Origin of the sequence: Streptomyces sp. NPDC048612, from assembly GCF_043199295.1 — a bacterium.
Classification (GTDB): domain Bacteria; phylum Actinomycetota; class Actinomycetes; order Streptomycetales; family Streptomycetaceae; genus Streptomyces.
Genome location: NZ_JBICVV010000031.1, coordinates 53,596 through 70,240, shown reverse-complemented (window position 1 = coordinate 70,240; position 16,645 = coordinate 53,596). Strand labels below are relative to the sequence as shown.

The window sequence follows — 16,645 nt, the reverse complement described above, 5'->3', positions numbered from 1 at the left end:
GGAGGGGCCTGGTGTGTGGACGTAAAGCGAAGCAGTCCACACACCAGGCCCCGGAGGCCCGTCACCGCACCCCGACAGCCCCGCGCAGCGGACCCAGCCCGCCGCAGGCGCAACGGCGAGGAACGCACAAACATCACCCGCACCCACGCCCCGCGCAGCGGAGCCGAAACAGCGCGAGCCACCACGGTGGGAAAGCCGACAACGTGGGAGGTCAGCCGAGGGCTACGCCCTCGGCGGCCCGCAGGACGCGCACCGCATTGCGCCACGTCAGCTTCGCGAGGTCGGACTCCGACCACCGCCGGTCCATCAGCTCGGCGATCAGGTTCGGGTAGCCGGCGACATCGGAGAGGTCATCCGGCGTGAACGCCGTACCGTCGAAGTCGCCGCCGAGGCCGATGTGGTCGACGCCGGCGACCTCCCGCATGTGGTCGAGGTGGTCGGCGACCGTGGCCGCGGTGGCCTTCGGGCGCGGGTTGGCAGCCTCGAAGGCACGCTGGACGGTCATGCCCGCCTCGGTCGTGTCGAGGTGGTGCAGCCCGTGCGCGCGCATGTTCTCGTCGGCGCGCTGTGTCCACGCGACCGCGGCCGGCAGCACGAACTTCGGCACGAAGGTGGCCATCGCGACACCGCCGTTGGCGGGCAGCCGCTCCAGCACGTCGTCGGGGATGTTGCGCGGGTGGTCGCAGACGGCGCGGGCGGAGGAGTGCGAGAAGATCACCGGCGCGGTGCTGACGCGCAGCGCGTCGCGCATGGTGTCGGCGGAGACGTGCGAGAGGTCGACCAGCATCCCGCAGCGGTTCATCTCCCGGACGACCTCCTCGCCGAAGGCGGTCAGGCCGTGGTGGCGCGGCTCGTCGGTCGCGGAGTCCGCCCAGTCGATGGTGTCGTTGTGGGTGAGCGTCATGTAGCGCACGCCGAGTTGGTGGAGCGCGCGCAGGGTGGCCAGTGAGTTGTTGATGGAGTGGCCGCCCTCGGCGCCCATGAGGGAGGCGATCCGGCCTTCGGCGCGGGCCGCCTCCATGTCGTCGGCGGTGAGGGCCAGTCGCAGGTCGTCGGGGTAGCGGGCGACCAGCTGCCGGACCACGTCGATCTGTTCGAGGGTGGCGCTGACGGCCTGGTCGCCCGTGTAGTCGGTGCGGACGTACACCGACCAGAACTGTGCGCCGACGCCGCCGGCCCGCAGTCGCGGCAGGTCGGTGTGCAGGTGCGCGGACTGGTCGACGGCGATGTCCCGCCGGTCGAGGTCGTAGCGGACCTGCTCGCGCAGCGCCCAGGGCAGGTCGTTGTGGCCGTCGACGACGGGCCAGCGGGCGAGCAGGTCCGCTGCCGCCCGCCGGCGGGAACTCACTTGGCGCCGCCGAAGCCGAAGCCGTTCGGAGTGGCGACCTTGCTGCGCAGCCGCTTGCCCTTCTCGGTGGCCTGGTCGTTCAGCTCCTGCTGGAACTCCCGCATCCGGTCCATGAGTTCGGCGTCCTGGGTGGCGAGGATGCGGGCGGCCAGCAGCCCGGCGTTGCGGGCCCCGCCGACCGAGACGGTGGCGACCGGCACCCCGGCCGGCATCTGCACGATGGACAGCAGGGAGTCCATGCCGTCGAGGTACTTCAGCGGGACCGGGACGCCGATGACGGGCAGCGGGGTGACCGAGGCGAGCATGCCGGGGAGGTGGGCGGCGCCCCCGGCGCCCGCGATGATCGCCTTCAGCCCGCGGTCGGCCGCGGCCTCGCCGTACGCGATCATCTCGCGCGGCATCCGGTGCGCGGAGACGACATCGACCTCGTGGGGGATCTCGAACTCGGCGAGGGCCTGGGCGGCGGCCTCCATGACGGGCCAGTCGGAGTCGGAGCCCATGACGATGCCGACCACGGGGGCCGGCTCGGAGGGGCGGGTTTCGGGCGCCGGGCTGGACGTCATTCGGTGATCGTTCCTCGCAGGTAGCCGGCGGCATGAGCGGCGCGCTCGCGCACGTCGGCCAGGTCGTCGCCGTAGGTGTTGACGTGTCCGACCTTACGGCCGGGCTTCACGTCCTTGCCGTACATGTGGATCTTCAGCTGCGGGTCCCGCGCCATGCAGTGCAGGTACGCGTAGTACATGTCGGAGTAGTCGCCGCCGAGGACGTTGGCCATCACGGTCCAGCGGGCGCGCGGGCGCGGGTCGCCGAGCGGGAGGTCGAGCACGGCACGGACGTGGTTGGCGAACTGCGAGGTGATCGCGCCGTCCTGGGTCCAGTGGCCGGAATTGTGCGGGCGCATCGCGAGTTCGTTGACGAGGATGCGGCCGTCGGCGGTCTCGAAGAGTTCGACGGCCAGGTGGCCGACGACCCCCAGCTCCTGGGCGATGCGCAGCGCCAGCTCCTGGGCCTGGCCGGCCAGCTCGGGGTCGAGTCCGGGCGCGGGGGCGATCACGGTGTCGCAGACGCCGTCGACCTGGATGGACTCCACGACCGGGTAGGCGACGGCCTGGCCGTGCGGGGAGCGGACGATGTTGGCCGCCAGCTCGCGGGCGAAATCGACCTTTTCCTCCGCCAGGACGGGCACCCCGGCACGGAACGGCTCGGCGGCCTCTTTGGAGGATCGTACGACCCAGACGCCCTTGCCGTCATAGCCGCCGCGGACGGTCTTGAGGACCACCGGGAAGCCGCTCGTTCCGTCACCGCCCTCGGCCGCGAAGCGTTCCACGTCCGCCGGGTCGGAGACGATGCGGTGCCGTGGGCAGGGCACGCCGATCGCGTCCAGCTTCGCCCGCATCACCCCCTTGTCCTGGGCGTGCACGAGCGCGTCGGGGCCGGGCCGGACGGGGATGCCGTCGGCCTCCAGCGCCCGCAGGTGCTCGGTGGGAACGTGCTCGTGATCGAAGGTGATCACATCGCAGCCACGCGCGAAGGAGCGCAGCGTGTCCAGGTCGCGGTAGTCGCCAAGGACGACATCACCGACCACCTGAGCCGCCGATTCCTGCGGAGTGTCGCTGAGGAGCTTGAATTTGATGCCGAGGGGGATACCCGCCTCGTGGGTCATACGGGCGAGCTGACCGCCGCCGACCATGCCGACTACCGGGAACGTCACGCCCCCAGGGTATCCGCCCGGCTCCGCGGCCTCGATACCGGCTTGGATGATCCTCTGAGTTCGCACGTTCGAAGATCGTCGAGGGAAGATCGGCAACGGCCCCGGCACGCCGGTCCGGGGTGCGGGACCGGAGCCCGGAACGGGCCCGGCACAAGGGGAGGCCGGATGGCGCACAGTGGCATACCGAGGGGCACCAGGACGCTGGTGATCGCCGTCGCGATCACCGCGCTGCTGATCGCCCTGCACTCCGTTTTCAGCCAGTTGTCCGCGCCGGAGGTCTACGACGCGGACGACACCGAGATCGCGGTCTCCCCCGGTGACCGCTTCAGCGTCCGGGTCGCCGACGACCCGGCCGGCGGCTACCGCTGGATCATCGCCGAGCCGCGCCCCGACCCAGGCGTCCTCAGGGCCGCCGGCCGGCGGGTGGCCACCGGCGGGCCGCCGCCGGACGGGCCCGCCCGCTACCTGGCCTTCGAGGCCGTCCGCGCGGGCCGTACGGACTTACGGCTGCTGCGCTGCCGGCGCTGCGGCCCCGGCGCGGCCGACGAGGCGGGCGCCCGGAGCCTCAACTTCCGTGTCACCGTCGGCTGACCCGGACGGCCCGCCGGGGGTTGCGCGGCGACTCGTCACATGGCAGGCGCCCGCATCGGCGCGTGGTTAGCATGAGGAGCGGACCGGGGTTGACGGGACCGCGGACACCGCCCACGACGGGGAGCTGAACGACCACCATGAGTGAACCGAGCGCACTGCGGTCGCGGCTGGAGGCGCTCACTCGTGAAGTGGTCAAGTTCGGCGCGGTCGGCGGCGCGGGGGTCGTGGTCAACTTCGCGGTGTTCAACCTCGTACGGCAGCTGACCGAGGTGCCCGTGGTCCGGGCCAGCATCATCGCGACGGTCGTGGCGACCGGCACCAACTACCTCGGCTACCGCTACTTCACCTACCGCGACCGCGACAAGCGGGGCCGCACCAGGGAACTGACGCTCTTCCTGCTGTTCAGCGCGGTCGGCCTGGTGATCGAGAACGGTCTGCTCTACGTCGCGACGTACGGCTTCCACTGGGACACCCCGCTCCAGAACAACGTCTTCAAGTTCCTCGGCATCGGCCTCGCCACGCTCTTCCGCTTCTGGTCCTACCGCACCTGGGTCTTCCGCACGCTGCCCGCGCGGGAGGCGATAGAGACTGCCGAGTCCTTCCTCGCCGACGGCTCCCGCCGGCCGCGCAGCACCTCCCGGAAGTAGCCCGGGGGCGCCGCTCACTCCTCGGCGGGCTCCGCCTCCCGGGCCAGGAACAGCGCGAAGACCGGGGGGTGCTGCTGGAGCAGCTCCAGCCGTCCGCCGTCCGCCTCCGCCAGGTCCCGGGCGACGGCCAGGCCCAGACCGGTGGAGTTGCGGCCGGAGACGGTCCGTTCGAAGACCCGTGAGCCGAGGTCCACCGGCACTCCGGGTCCGGCGTCGGTGACCTCGACGACCGCCTGGTTGCCGGTGACCCGGGTGCGCAGCGCGACCGTCCCGTCGCCGTGCATCAGGGAGTTCTCGATCAGGGTGGCCAGCACCTGGGCGACCGCGCCGGGGGTGCCGACGGCCCGCAGGCTCTTCTTGCCGGAGCGCACGATGGCCCGTCCCGCGCTGCGGTAGGCCGGCCGCCACTCCTCGATCTGCTGCTTGACGACCTCGTCCAGGTCGAAGGCGACCGCGGAGCCGCTGCGCGGGTCCCGTGAGTTGGTCAGCAGCCGCTGGACGACGTCCGTCAGCCGCTCCACCTGCGCCAGCGCGATGGTGGCCTCTTCCTTCACGGTGTCCGGGTCGTCGGTGAGGGTGATCTCCTCCAGCCGCATGGACAGCGCGGTCAGCGGCGTCCGCAGCTGGTGGGAGGCGTCCGCGGCCAGCCGGCGCTCGGCGGTCAGCATCCGCGCGATCCGCTCGGCGCTGGCGTCCAGCACATCGGCGACCCGGTCCAGCTCCTGGACGCCGTAGCGGCGGTGGCGCGGGCGGGGGTCGCCGGAGCCGAGCCGCTCGGCGGTCTCCGCGAGGTCGGTGAGCGGCGCGGTCAGCCGGCGGCCTTGGCGGACGGCGAGGATCACCGCGGCGATGATCGCCAGCAGCGCCACGGCCAGGATGACCAGCAGCGTCCGGCCGATCTCCGCGCTGACCATGGAGCGGGAGTCCTGGACCGTGACGGACTCGCCGCGGTCGCCGTGCACCCGGGACTCGATGACCTCGCCCGAGGGCCGCTTCCCGATCTCGATCGGCGCCTTGCCGGGCACCGTGATCCGCGCGTAGCGCTTGGCGGTGATCTGCTCGGAGAGGACGTCCGGGGTGATCTTCTCGCCGCTGCCCAGCCGGCTCTCCACTATCCCGACGAGCCGGACGGCCTCGGAGGCCACGCTCTCCTGCGCGCCGGCCTCGATGGTGCGGGTCTCGACGATGACAAGGGAGACGCCGAAGACGGCGATCACGACGAGCACCACGGCGAGCGTGGAGTTGATCAGACGGCGGCGCACGGGCTCGTGGCTCTTCTCAGCTTTTTTCGAATCGGAAGCCGACACCGCGGACGGTGGCGATGTAGCGGGGGTTGGCGGCGTCGTCCCCGAGCTTCTTGCGGAGCCAGGAGATGTGCATGTCGAGGGTCTTGGTGGAGGACCACCAGGTGGTGTCCCAGACCTCGCGCATCAGCTGGTCGCGGGTGACGACCCGGCCGGCGTCCCGCACCAGGACCCGCAGCAGGTCGAACTCCTTGGCCGTGAGCTGGAGTTCCTCCTCGCCCATCCAGGCGCGGTGCGACTCGACGTCGATCCGCACCCCGTGGGTGGCCGGCGGCTGCTGGGGCTCGGCGGTGGAGCCGCGGCGCAGCAGGGCCCGTACCCGGGCGAGGAGTTCGGCGAGGCGGAAGGGCTTGGTGACGTAGTCGTCGGCGCCGGCGTCCAGGCCCACCACGGTGTCCACCTCGTCCGCGCGGGCGGTCAGCACCAGGATGGGGAAGGAGTGTCCCTCGTTGCGCAGCCGGCGGGCGACCTCCAGGCCGTCCATCCCGGGCAGCCCCAGGTCGAGGACGACGAGGTCGATGTTCCCCTGGAGACCGGCGTCGAGCGCGGTCGGGCCGTCCTCGCGCACCTCGACTTCGTAACCCTCGCGGCGCAGTGCGCGGGCGAGCGGCTCCGAGATGGACGCGTCATCCTCGGCGAGCAGTACACGGGTCATGGCCCGATGGTAGTCCGATGTATCGGTGCCGAGGGGGCGGACCAGCGCGGATGGCCGACGGCGGACCGTTCCTGCACCGCAGCCGCGCTGAGCTGCGGAAGCCTCCGGCGCGCGCGAGAGCGCGCGATCGAACGGCAGGCGCCGATGGTTCCCGGCGGCGGTGTGACCGTTGTCTCACCCCTGCCTCGGGCGGGGGAAGCGGTCGTATGGTGGTTGAACGTCTGTCGCACAATCCCGGGCCCCTGACTCTCAACTGGCGTCATCGGGCCCTCGTTGTGTCCGGGGCCGTGACCAACGGCCCTGACGGACCGTGATCGACCTGCCGACCGGGTCCGGCGCGCTTGCACTTCGGGGCGTGGAATCCGGGGTACGACCGTCCAGTCGGGCCCTCGCGGGTGCCGCACCTCCCGGACGGGGAGGCGGGCGGGACTACGCCGGTGCCGGTCCTCCCCCCACCCGGGCGCGTATCGGTTCTGCGAACGCGTCCCGTAGCAGCAAGGAAGCATCCATGGCGTCCAGCCTGACGAAGGACGCTGCCCAGCAGGGGAACCCTGCGGACGGCGGCAAGACCTTCTTCGGCCACCCCCGCGGCCTGGCCACTCTCTTCATGACCGAGATGTGGGAGCGCTTCAGCTTCTACGGCATGAAAGCCCTCCTCCCGCTGTACCTGATCGCGCCCGGCGGCATGCATATGCAGGCCACCACGGCCACGGCGATCTACTCCGTGTACATGGCGATGGTCTATCTGCTCACCCTGCCGGGCGGCTGGATCGCCGACCGCTTCTGGGGACCGCGCAAGACGGTCGTCGTCGGCTCCGGTGTCGTGATCGCCGGCCATGTCACGCTCGCGCTGCCCACCTCGGCGAGCTTCTTCGCCGGTCTCGTGCTGGTCGCGCTCGGCTCCGGTCTGCTGAAGGCCAACATCTCCACGATGGTCGGCCACCTCTACGACGGCCCCGAAGACCCGCGCCGCGACGGCGGCTTCACGCTCTTCTACATCGGCATCAACCTCGGTGCCTTCCTGGCCCCGCTGTCCATCGGCACGGTCGGCGAGAGCGTCAACTGGCACCTTGGCTTCACCCTCGCCGCCGTCGGCATGGCCCTCGGCCTCATCCAGTTCCTGCTCGGCACCCGCACCCTGAGCGCGGAGAGCAACGTTGTCGCGCAGCCCGCGACGCCCGAGGAGAAGAAGTCCACGCTGCGCAAGGGCCTGCTCTGGCTGATCGTCGCGACCGTCTTCTACACCGCGCTCGCGGCGACCGGGAACTTCGCCGACTGGGCGCTGATGCCGATCACCATCGCCGGTCTGGTCATCCCGGTCGCGGTGCTGGCCCGGATGAAGCGCGACAAGGAACTCACGGATCTGGAGCAGTCCAAGCTCTCCGGCTACATCTGGTTCTTCGTGGTCGCCGCCATCTTCTGGATGATCTACGACCAGAACGGGTCGACCCTGTCGATCTTCGGCGAGAACTCCACGACGAACACCCTGCTGGGCTTCCACTTCCCGACGTCCTGGTACCAGTCGCTGAACCCGATCTTCATCATGGCGTTCGCCCCGCTGGTCGCCTCGGCGTGGCTGTGGCTGAACAAGCGCGGCAAGGAGCCGAGCACCGCCGTCAAGTTCGCCTCCAGCCTCGCGCTGATCGGTATCTCGTTCGCCGTCTTCCTCATCCCGCTGATCGACACCGCGGCCAACGGCGGCAAGGTCAGCCCGATGTGGCTGGTGGCGGTCTACTTCATCCAGACCGTCGGTGAGCTGTGCCTCTCCCCGGTCGGCCTGTCGGTGACCACGAAGATGGCGCCCGCCAAGTACGGCTCCCAGATGATGGGTGTCTGGTTCCTCGCGGTCACCGCGGGCGACTCGGTGGCGGGTCTGCTGACGTCGCCGCAGCTGAACGTCGACCTGAACACCTCGCTCTCGGTCACCGTCGAGGCCGCCATCGCGGTCGCCGCCGGCATCGGCATCTGGACGTCCCGCAAGCGGGTCAAGGAGATGATGGGCGGCGTCAACTGACGCCGTCCCGCCCCGGCTGACGGAAGGGGGCGTCGCACCGGCGGTGCGACGCCCCCTTCGTGTGTGCCGTGGCCGTGCCGCGTCAGCGGACCCCCGCCCGGCGCCGCGGCAGGAACGTGAACACCGCGCCGCCCAGCAGGATGACGGTGCCGGAGACGAGACCGAGCGCGGTCAGCGCCCCGTGGTCGTTCGCACCGGTCTCGGCGAGACCGCCGCCGCTGCCGCCCGAGACACTGGCCGGGCCCGCCGCGCTACCGCCGGAAGCCGCCGCGCCGGAGGCACCGCCCGCCGCGCCGCCGGACGTACCGCCCTGCTGCGCCGAGGTGTCCAGGGCGAGCGAGACACCCGGGTCCTTCTCCGGGGTGCAGGTGGTGGTCGTCCCGAGGGCGTTGACGGTGAGCACGCCCGGGGTGAGCGTGGCCTTGCCGGTGGCACCCGGCTTGTAGGTGCCCTTCAGGTCCGGGATCTCGATCGGCTGGCCCGACTTGATGGGCCCGGCGTTCGCCGGCCCCTCGACCTTCACCGACCCCTTGTCGGCGCCGCCGACCTTGACGGCCATCGAGGGCGTGACCGCGCCCTTGGGGATGTCCGCCGGGCTGTCCATGACGGACTTGGCGAACTTCACCGTCAGGTCGTAACTGCCGCCCTTCTTCACCGCGTCGATCTGGACCGGCGAGGTCGCCTTCTTGTCCCCGATCGGCGTCTTGCAGGCGTACGGGACGTCGACCTGCTTGCCCTTGTACGCGGTGCCGTCGGGGTCACCACCGGAACCGCCGGACGTGGAACCGCCGGACGCCGCGCCGCCGGAGGCCGCGGAGCCGGACGAGCCGGAGGTCGTGCCGCCGTCGGTGCCGCCGCCGGAGGCCGTACCGGCGGAGCTGCCGCCGCCGGTGGTGCCCGTCGTCCCCGCCGTGCCGCCGCCGGTCGTGCCGGACGTGCCGCCGCCGGTCGTGCCGCCGGTACCGCCCCCGCCGTCGGTCACCTTGATGGTGACCGCGGGCTGCACCGTCTCCTTGGGCGAGCACTTGGTGTCCGTGGAGATCGGCTGGTTGACGTTGATGTTGTAGAAACCGGGCGTCAGGGTGACCTCACCCGGCTTCTCCAGCTTGAGCTTGGCCTTCATGTCGGACAGCTTCATCGCGCCGCCCTTGGGGATCGGCGGGTTCTCCCGCGGCCCCTGCATCGCCAGATCGCCGGTCTGCGCACCGGCCACCTTGATCGTGCCGGTCGGCTGGACGGTGTTCTCGCCCAGGTCGAGGATGTCGGGGTTCTTGGAGGCCCCCTCAAGGGTCTTCCAGACCACCTCGACCTCCTCGCCGACCTTCGCCGTCCCCGGTGCGCTGACCGCCACCTTGGTGGTGCCCTGGATCGGCGGCAGCCCGGATATCGGCGGCGGCAGACACTCCGTCTTGTACGACACCTCCGCTGCCTGGGCGGTCCCTGCCGTGGTCATGATGCCCGCACCCGCGAGCATCAGCGCGGCCGTCGAGGCCACCGCGACTCTCCTCCGTTGCCTCATCACGCAGAACCTTTCGACGTCGGTCGTTCGGTTGATGTGGTGGTGGACGGTGCGGTGTCCGGGGTGAACCACGGCAGCGCGGCGGAGTCGCCCGGCGTACCGGAGCCGTCCGTGGCGCGCTCACCCGAGGTCCGGCTTCCGATGCGTTCTCCGGTGCCGGCCGCGCGGTGCGGCCGGCGGGCGGCGTGGGTGCCCGGGGGCGTCCGGCCCGCGGAGCGCCCGCGGCGCCGGCCCGGCCGGTGCGGGCGGACCCGGTCCACGAGGGCCATCCCGATGCGGAACACCGCCGTCGGGACCACCACGCAGAGCAGCACCCAGAAGAGCGTCACGCCCCAGGGCCTGCCGACCCCCCAGGGCTGCTCGACCAGGACCTTGCCGCCGTATTTGAGGGAGACGAGATAGTCCCCGTGGGCGCCGGCCGGCAGTTCGACCGGCAGCCTGACCTCGGCCTTCTTCCCGGCGGGGACGGTTCCCCGCCACTGCTGTTCCTCCCATACGGGCGCGAAGACCCCGTGGGAGGTACCCAGCCGGAAGACCGGGTCCGTGGCGGGCGCCGAGCCGAGATTGCCGACCGTGACCCGAAGCTCGCGCTGCGGCGGGGCGCCGAACCAGGTCAGCAGGCCGCTGCTGCCCGTCAGCCGGGGCTGCGCGAGGACCGCCAGCCGGCCGCCGCCGCGCTCCTCGGGCAGCGGCGCCACCGGGTGGCCCGCCACCTTGAACGGCGCCTCCGCGTCGGCCGCCGCACCGGTCACGGTGGCCACATGCACCACACAGGGGCAGGGCTTGGGCGGCTCGGCGACCGGCAGCGCCCGGCGGAACGCGCCATGACGGTCGGTGGTGACGGCCCGCCCGTCGCCGTTGGCACAGGAGTTGGTGCCGCCGATCATGTTCTGTCCGCAGATCAGCAGCGTGAGCAGCGCCCTGGGCCGCCAGCCGCTGCCGGTCACGGTGACGGTCCCGCCCTTGCCCGCCTCCTTGGCGGAGAGCCGCACGCCGGGTTCGCCGGCGGCGGTCGCGGCATACGGGGCCGAGTCCGTGGCGTGCGGAGCGGCCTGCGCGGCCGCGGCCGGCGGCAGCGCGGGCGCGAGCCCCAGGCACAGCACGAGCACGGCCACGGCCCGCCAGCGCCTCCGTCGTACCGCCCACCGCGCACCGCGCACCTCCGGGAGCGCACCGGCCCCCGCCCCGCCGGGGACCGCCGGCCGGCCCGTCCCGCCGTTCACGAGCGCGCTCCCGCTCCGCTGCCGGCCAACTCCGCTGCCGGGCCCGCCCTTTCCCCCTCGGACGGCCGCCCGCCGCCGGCCGCGGACGCCACGGGTTCACCCCGTTCCCCCTCCGGCCCCTGGGCACGGCGTCGCCGGCGGACGACCACCAGGCCGCCCGCTCCCGCCGCCAGGAGGACGGCCGGTCCGGCGACGGCGCCCCAGGGGAGCGCGGTGTACGAGGCGGTGGCGGACCCGTGGGCGCCACCGTCCGCCGTCGCCGTGAGCCGTACCTCCACCGCGTCCAGGGCGGGCGGCCCGGCCCAGGTCTCCGTCAGATCGGCGCTCTGCCCGGGGGCCAGCCGGCCCGGCAGGGTGCGGACGGCCCGCCGCAGCACCGGGCCGAAGAGCCCGTCGGCACGCACCGCGAGCCGCGGGGTCAGCACCGTGTTGCCGCGGTTGACCAGCGTGTACCGGATGACCGCGGCCTCGCCCCGGTCGCGCACCGACAGGTTCTCGACGGTCAGCGCGGCCAGCGCCGGCCCGGTCACCCGCAGATGCACCGGCACGGTGTGCCGCCCGGCCGCGCCGTCCCCCGTGCCGCGCGAGGTGGCGATCAGCGCGGCGGGGCGGTCACCGGGGGGCGCATCGCGCGCCACCGTCACCGTGAAGGGGACGGCCGCCCGGGTGCGCGGCGGAACCCGCACCTCCCCGTCGGCGAACGCGATCCGGGCTCCGGTGCCGCGCAGCCGCACGGTGACGGCCCGGCCGGTGGGATTGCGCAGCGACAGCCGGTCGTTCATGACGGTGCCCGGCGCGCCCGCCAGGTAGAAGTACGGGCGGTCCCGGTCGCTCGGCCTGGCGCCCGCACCGGGCGCGGGCGCGGCGGACCAGCCCGGTGGCGCCGGTGCGGCGGCCGGCCGGGCCACGGCCGCGGCGGGGCACAGCAGCACGGCGGCGGTCGCGAGGATCGCACCGCTGACCGCTGTGCGGGGACGGAACGGCATCGGCGGCTCCTGGTGCGAGGGGGTGCCTCCCCGGGCCGGCCGGGGCGGCGGGGCGTACGGCGAACGGCGGGGCGGCGCGCGGGTCCTGGCCTCCCACGCGGCGGGTCACACCCGCTGGTGACGGCGGGTCAGCCAGAGCGCACCGGCCGCCCCGGCCAGCAGCACCGTGCCGCCGAGGGTGCCCAGCGCGACGGCGGAGTCCGCGGGTCCGGTCTGCGGCAGCTGCCCGCCGCCGGAGGCCCCGCCGGTGGCCGTGCCGCCGGTGCCGCCCGAGGCCCCGCCCGTGCCGCCGGAGCCCTTGGCGTCGAGGGTCAGCGAGGGCTTCGGATGGTTGCTGGGGGTGCAGGTGGTGGTGGTACCCAGCGCCTTGATGGTGAGGGTGGACGCGGTGAAGGTGACCTTGCCGCTGCCCTTGGGTGTGTACGTGCCGCTCAAGTCACTGATCTTGATCGGGGTGTTGGCCGGAATGGACTGGTCGTTCGGCGGCCCGGAGACCGGCACGGTACCGCTCTCCGCACCGCCCAGCTGGATGAGCGCGGTCGGCTTCATCGCGCCCTTGCCCAGCTCGACCGGGCTGGAGGAGACACCCTTCTGGAAGGACATGACGAGCTTGTACGCGCCGCCGCTCGGGGTGCTCCTGATATCGATGGGCGAGACCGCGCCCTTGTTGCCGATCGGCGTTTTGCACTGGTAGTTGACGTCGACGACCTCGGCGTGGGCGGCCGGCGCGGTGAGCATCACCGCGGACCCCGCCGCCATCGCCACGGCCGCGGCGAGGCCGGCCGTCCGGCGCGGGCGGCTGCCGTGCTGTTCGTAGAAGCGGGCCACCACGGTTCCCCTTCTCCCGGGAGCGCACCGCCGGCGGTACCTGACGGCACATCAGATTGGCCGCTCAAGGTACGCCGGGGACCGTGCCGAGGGAAGGCACAGCGCAGCCCCGATCGCACCGGGCCCGGGACAGCGGGGAATTCCGGCCTCCCACCGGGCGCCCCGAAGGCGCCGCACGGCGGGTTCCGCACACGACGAAGCGCGGGCCCACAGGCCCGCGCCACTCTTCTCTTCCACTACGGAGCCGCCCGCCCGTCAGAACGGCGCGGCGAGCTCCGCCCACACGGTTTTGCCGGTGCCGTCGGGGTTGCGCACCACGCCCCAGTCCAGGCACAGCCGCTGCACGATGAACATGCCGTGACCGCCGGGGCGGCCCGGACGGTGCGGGCTGCGCGGCGCCGGTGAGCCCGCGCCGAGGTCGCTGACCTCCAGGCGGAGCACTTTGGCGGTACAGCGCAGCCGCAGCTCCTCCGGTCCCTCGGCGTGCAGACAGGCGTTGGTGACCAGCTCCGAGACGACGAGCAGCACATCCTCCGCCGCGGCACGCCGGTCCGCGCCGGCCGCCGGCAGCCAGCCCCAGTCGTGGAGGGCCTGCCGGGTGAAGTCACGGCCGCGGGCCACGGCCCCGCGGGTGCCCGCCAGGCGCAGCCGGCGGATCTGGCCCGCAGGGACGGCGGCAGCCGGGGCGGCGGAAGCACCGGCGCCGCCCGGCTCCGGGCCGAGATCGCCCGGCGGGTACGGCCGGGTGGTGCTCATCAGCGCTTCACCTCACCGATTCGCCTGTTCACGGAAAACAGATACTGACTGATTCAACGGATTCAGATGTCTCCTGCCCGACCGGACGGTGAGAACACCCACTTCTTGGGCACAGACGCTGTGACGCGCACTACGTGCCCGGAATGCAACCTTCCGGACACCGCCGGCACGTCAGTCGGCCAGCGCGGCGTCGAGCGAGTCGTGCACGGTGAAGACCGCCTCCGCGCCCGTGATCTCGAAGACCCGGGCCACCACCGGCTGCATCCCCGCCAGGTGGACCCCGCCCCCCTCGGCCTCCGCCTTCAGGCGCGCGCCGAGCAGCACATTGAGTCCGGTGGAGTCCATGAACTCAAGGGGTGAGCAGTCCACCACCAGGCGTGCGTAACCGTCGTCCACACACCCCTCCAGTGATTCACGCAACAGATCAGCCGTGTGGTGATCCAGCTCACCGGAGACCGTCACCACCGCGCTGGCGCCGTGATGGCGGATCTCGACGTGAAGCCGGCCCCGGCTTGCACTGCCGACCGTCCCGCGGTCCATGCGCGCGCACCCCTCTTGCTGTCTAGACGACTGTTTGCTTACGACTGCGCTCGTCGAACCCTACGCCTTCGCGATGCCTCTCGGTAGCGGAACAATCCGCATATTGCTCAATATACGGACACCACGCACTTGCCATCTTCAGCCAAACCCAGGTAGGCGTAGAAGCACACATCCGAAACGGCCGGCTTTGGAGGCGCCGCACACCGCAGCTTCGCGTAGAGGCATCGGCAGCCATATGCCGAGAACGATGGAGGAGACCATGTCACCCCGGCTCGACGAATTGCGCACTGACGACACGCTGCAGCCCGCATCGTCGACACCCCCGTCCGACCCGACCGGACAGATCCCTGCCCAGTCCTCGCCCGCCGAATCAGATCTGGCGGCTCTGACTGAGATCGACGATCTGCCCGAGATCCCGCCGTTCGACGAGGTGGGCCCGGTGGACGCGAGGGCTCTGTCCAAGACCCTCTTCGAGCGCCTCGAAACGCTTGAGGAAGGCACCCACGAATTCGCGTACGTCCGCAACACCCTGGTCGAGCTCAACCTCGCGCTGGTGAAGTTCGCGGCCTCCCGGTTCCGCTCGCGCAGCGAGCCCATGGAGGACATCGTCCAGGTCGGCACGATCGGCCTGATCAAGGCGATCGACCGCTTCGAACTCAGCCGTGGTGTGGAGTTCCCGACGTTCGCGATGCCGACCATCGTCGGCGAGATCAAGCGTTTCTTCCGTGACACCAGCTGGTCGGTGCGGGTACCGCGGCGGCTGCAGGAGCTGCGGCTGGACCTCGCCAAGGCGGGTGACGAACTCGCGCAGAAGCTGGACCGCGCCCCCACGGTGCAGGAACTCGCCGCGCGGCTCGACATCAGCCGTGACGAGGTCGTCGAGGGCATGGCCGCGAGCAACGCGTACACCGCGAGCTCGCTGGACGCCCAGCCCGAGGAGGACGACAACGAGGGCGCGCTGGCGGACCGCATCGGCTACGAGGACCACGGTCTCGAGGGCATCGAGTACGTGGAGTCCCTCAAGCCGCTGATCGCCGAACTCCCGCCGCGCGACCGCAAGATCCTCTCGCTGCGGTTCGTCGCCAACCTGACGCAGTCCGAGATCGGCGAGGAGCTGGGCATCTCCCAGATGCACGTCTCCCGTCTGCTCTCCCGCACCCTCGGCCGGCTCCGCAAGGGCCTGATGATCGAGGAGTGAGCACCCCGCGGTACCTGCCGGCCCACCACGGCCGGCGGTTCGCCCGCGCGGAGGAGGGCCTGCCCCGGGATCACCCGGGACAGGCCCTCCTCCGCTTGTGCGGGGCGGGGCGGCCAGGCCGCCCCGCAGCCCGCTGTCAGACGAGAACTCCCTTGTGCCACACGGCCGATACGAGCGGGACGCCCGGCCGGTAGGCGAGGTGGACGTGGGAGGGGGCGTCCAGGAGGGCGAGGTCGGCGCGGGCGCCGGGGGCGATCCGGCCGACGTCGGTGCGGCGCAGGGCGCGGGCGCCGCCCGCGGTCGCCGCCCACACGGCCTCGTCGGGGGTCATGCCCATGTCGCGGACGGCCAGCGCGATGCAGAACGGCATCGAACTCGTGAAGGACGAGCCGGGGTTGCAGTCCGTGGACAGCGCGACGGTGGCACCGGCGTCCAGCAGCGGGCGGGCGTCGGGCCACTGGGCGCGGGTGGAGAACTCGGCGCCCGGGAGCAGCGTGGCGACGGTGTCGGACTGCGCGAGGGCGTCGATGTCGGCCGGGGTGAGGTGGGTGCAGTGGTCGGCGGAGGCGGCGCCGAGTTCGACGGCGAGCTGGACGCCGGGGCCGTGGCCGAGCTGGTTGGCGTGCACCCGCGGCACCAGGCCCCTGGCCTGCCCCGCGGTGAGGACGGCGCGGGCCTGGTCGCCGTCGAAGGCGCCCTTCTCGCAGAAGACGTCGACCCAGCGGGCGTGCGGGGCGCAGGCGTCCAGCATCGGGCCGGTGACGAGGTCGACGTAGCCGGCCGGGTCGTCGGCGTAGTCGGGCGAGACGATGTGCGCGCCGAGGAAGGTGACCTCGTCGGTGTGCTCGGCGGCGATGCGCAGGGCGCGGGCCTCGTCCTCGACGGTGAGGCCGTAGCCGGACTTGGTCTCCTGGGTGGTGGTGCCCTGGCGGAGTGCCTCGGCGAGGTAGCGGGCGATGTTCGCGTGCAGGGCCTCGTCGGTGGCGGCGCGGGTGGCGGCGACGGTGGTGCGGATGCCGCCGGCGGAGTAAGGGCGGCCGGACATCCGGGCGTTGAACTCCGCGGTACGGTCACCGGCGAAGACCAGGTGGGAGTGGGAGTCGACAAAGCCGGGGATGGCTGCCCGGCCGCCGGCGTCGACGGCGTTGTCGGTGGCGGGTGCTTTGCTGGAGGGACCGACCCAGGCGATGCGGTCGCCGTCGATGACGACCGCCGCGTCCTGGATCAGACCGAGGGGGCCTTCGCCGAGGGAGGGGTCGTTGGTGACGAGCTGGGCGATGTGGGTGATGGCGGTGGTGGGCGCGGAGGTCGTCGTCATCGCGGGG

Annotated in this window: 16 protein-coding genes; 4 read left to right on the top strand and 12 right to left on the bottom strand. The window is 72.3% G+C overall.

The annotated features are described in order from the left end of the window. Positions 1-211 precede the first annotated feature (211 nt). From ACGFN2_RS32640 to ACGFN2_RS32630, 3 genes are read right to left on the bottom strand one after another with little or no spacing between them, the layout of a single operon-like run. Positions 212-1,348, bottom strand: a complete 1,137-nt coding sequence (locus tag ACGFN2_RS32640; protein ID WP_393366351.1) for a dipeptidase — start codon at positions 1,346-1,348, stop codon at positions 212-214. Continuing rightward, entirely contained in the window at positions 1,345-1,911 is a 567-nt protein-coding gene (gene purE / locus ACGFN2_RS32635) for a 5-(carboxyamino)imidazole ribonucleotide mutase (RefSeq protein WP_362613936.1), read from the bottom strand. Before purE ends, ACGFN2_RS32640 begins: the two co-directional genes overlap by 4 nt. Continuing rightward, positions 1,908-3,038, bottom strand: a complete 1,131-nt coding sequence (locus ACGFN2_RS32630) for a 5-(carboxyamino)imidazole ribonucleotide synthase (RefSeq protein ID WP_393366361.1) — start codon at positions 3,036-3,038, stop codon at positions 1,908-1,910. The genes purE and ACGFN2_RS32630 overlap by 4 nt, the downstream gene beginning before the upstream one ends. A 186-nt stretch (positions 3,039-3,224) precedes the next feature. On the opposite strand from ACGFN2_RS32630, the gene ACGFN2_RS32625 reads away from it, so the two are divergent. Then, on the top strand, positions 3,225-3,650 hold the full coding sequence (locus ACGFN2_RS32625) for a hypothetical protein (protein WP_393366349.1): 426 nt from the start codon (positions 3,225-3,227) through the stop codon (positions 3,648-3,650). A gap of 137 nt (positions 3,651-3,787) precedes the next feature. Then, positions 3,788-4,297, top strand: coding sequence for a GtrA family protein (locus ACGFN2_RS32620; protein WP_393366347.1), 510 nt, complete (start codon positions 3,788-3,790; stop codon positions 4,295-4,297). Between the two features lie 14 nt (positions 4,298-4,311). Here the strand turns inward: ACGFN2_RS32620 and ACGFN2_RS32615 are convergent, their stop codons facing one another. Both ACGFN2_RS32615 and ACGFN2_RS32610 read right to left on the bottom strand, forming a co-directional pair. Beyond that, entirely contained in the window at positions 4,312-5,559 is a 1,248-nt protein-coding gene (locus ACGFN2_RS32615) for an ATP-binding protein (RefSeq protein ID WP_362613927.1), read from the bottom strand. 16 nt (positions 5,560-5,575) lie between these two features. Next, positions 5,576-6,256: a response regulator transcription factor gene (locus ACGFN2_RS32610; RefSeq protein ID WP_033266590.1), complete on the bottom strand. Its 681-nt coding sequence runs from the start codon at positions 6,254-6,256 to the stop codon at positions 5,576-5,578. Positions 6,257-6,764: 508 nt separating this feature from the next. On the opposite strand from ACGFN2_RS32610, the gene ACGFN2_RS32605 reads away from it, so the two are divergent. Continuing rightward, positions 6,765-8,270 (top strand): peptide MFS transporter, encoded by a 1,506-nt coding sequence (locus ACGFN2_RS32605; protein ID WP_393366345.1) that lies wholly within the window; start codon positions 6,765-6,767, stop codon positions 8,268-8,270. An 82-nt stretch (positions 8,271-8,352) separates the two neighbouring features. Here ACGFN2_RS32605 and ACGFN2_RS32600 read toward each other — a convergent pair whose 3' ends face one another. The 6 genes from ACGFN2_RS32600 to ACGFN2_RS32575 form a co-directional block, all read right to left on the bottom strand. Then, the gene (locus ACGFN2_RS32600) at positions 8,353-9,744 is read right to left on the bottom strand and encodes a hypothetical protein (protein WP_393366359.1); all 1,392 of its coding nucleotides are present in this window, start codon (positions 9,742-9,744) and stop codon (positions 8,353-8,355) included. 44 nt (positions 9,745-9,788) lie between these two features. Further along, positions 9,789-10,904, bottom strand: coding sequence for a hypothetical protein (locus ACGFN2_RS32595; protein WP_393366343.1), 1,116 nt, complete (start codon positions 10,902-10,904; stop codon positions 9,789-9,791). Positions 10,905-11,008: 104 nt separating this feature from the next. After that, positions 11,009-11,998: a hypothetical protein gene (locus ACGFN2_RS32590; RefSeq protein ID WP_393366341.1), complete on the bottom strand. Its 990-nt coding sequence runs from the start codon at positions 11,996-11,998 to the stop codon at positions 11,009-11,011. 105 nt (positions 11,999-12,103) lie between these two features. Next, a complete protein-coding gene (locus ACGFN2_RS32585; protein WP_362613919.1) occupies positions 12,104-12,826 on the bottom strand; it encodes an LPXTG cell wall anchor domain-containing protein in 723 nt (240 codons plus the stop codon). A gap of 255 nt (positions 12,827-13,081) precedes the next feature. Continuing rightward, positions 13,082-13,582, bottom strand: coding sequence for an ATP-binding protein (locus tag ACGFN2_RS32580; protein WP_362613916.1), 501 nt, complete (start codon positions 13,580-13,582; stop codon positions 13,082-13,084). A gap of 171 nt (positions 13,583-13,753) precedes the next feature. Next, positions 13,754-14,122: an STAS domain-containing protein gene (locus ACGFN2_RS32575; protein ID WP_018093152.1), complete on the bottom strand. Its 369-nt coding sequence runs from the start codon at positions 14,120-14,122 to the stop codon at positions 13,754-13,756. A 259-nt stretch (positions 14,123-14,381) separates the two neighbouring features. Here ACGFN2_RS32575 and ACGFN2_RS32570 point away from each other — a divergent pair, with 259 nt between their 5' ends. Further along, positions 14,382-15,320, top strand: a complete 939-nt coding sequence (locus ACGFN2_RS32570; RefSeq protein WP_393366338.1) for an RNA polymerase sigma factor SigF — start codon at positions 14,382-14,384, stop codon at positions 15,318-15,320. A 136-nt stretch (positions 15,321-15,456) separates the two neighbouring features. Here ACGFN2_RS32570 and hutI read toward each other — a convergent pair whose 3' ends face one another. Further along, on the bottom strand, positions 15,457-16,638 hold the full coding sequence (gene hutI, locus ACGFN2_RS32565) for an imidazolonepropionase (RefSeq protein WP_393366336.1): 1,182 nt from the start codon (positions 16,636-16,638) through the stop codon (positions 15,457-15,459). Positions 16,639-16,645 lie beyond the last annotated feature (7 nt).

What these genes read in the sequence shown, in the direction of transcription:
- purE (WP_362613936.1), bottom strand. Translation starts at nt 1,911, where the DNA reads ATGACGTCCAGCCCGGCGCCCGAAACCCGCCCCTCCGAGCCGGCCCCC.
- ACGFN2_RS32630 (WP_393366361.1), bottom strand. Translation starts at nt 3,038, where the DNA reads ATGGTCGGCGGCGGTCAGCTCGCCCGTATGACCCACGAGGCGGGTATC.
- ACGFN2_RS32625 (WP_393366349.1), top strand. Translation starts at nt 3,225, where the DNA reads ATGGCGCACAGTGGCATACCGAGGGGCACCAGGACGCTGGTGATCGCC.
- ACGFN2_RS32620 (WP_393366347.1), top strand. Translation starts at nt 3,788, where the DNA reads ATGAGTGAACCGAGCGCACTGCGGTCGCGGCTGGAGGCGCTCACTCGT.
- ACGFN2_RS32610 (WP_033266590.1), bottom strand. Translation starts at nt 6,256, where the DNA reads ATGACCCGTGTACTGCTCGCCGAGGATGACGCGTCCATCTCGGAGCCG.
- ACGFN2_RS32605 (WP_393366345.1), top strand. Translation starts at nt 6,765, where the DNA reads ATGGCGTCCAGCCTGACGAAGGACGCTGCCCAGCAGGGGAACCCTGCG.
- ACGFN2_RS32600 (WP_393366359.1), bottom strand. Translation starts at nt 9,744, where the DNA reads ATGCTCGCGGGTGCGGGCATCATGACCACGGCAGGGACCGCCCAGGCA.
- ACGFN2_RS32590 (WP_393366341.1), bottom strand. Translation starts at nt 11,998, where the DNA reads ATGCCGTTCCGTCCCCGCACAGCGGTCAGCGGTGCGATCCTCGCGACC.
- ACGFN2_RS32580 (WP_362613916.1), bottom strand. Translation starts at nt 13,582, where the DNA reads ATGAGCACCACCCGGCCGTACCCGCCGGGCGATCTCGGCCCGGAGCCG.
- ACGFN2_RS32575 (WP_018093152.1), bottom strand. Translation starts at nt 14,122, where the DNA reads ATGGACCGCGGGACGGTCGGCAGTGCAAGCCGGGGCCGGCTTCACGTC.
- ACGFN2_RS32570 (WP_393366338.1), top strand. Translation starts at nt 14,382, where the DNA reads ATGTCACCCCGGCTCGACGAATTGCGCACTGACGACACGCTGCAGCCC.
- hutI (WP_393366336.1), bottom strand. Translation starts at nt 16,638, where the DNA reads ATGACGACGACCTCCGCGCCCACCACCGCCATCACCCACATCGCCCAG.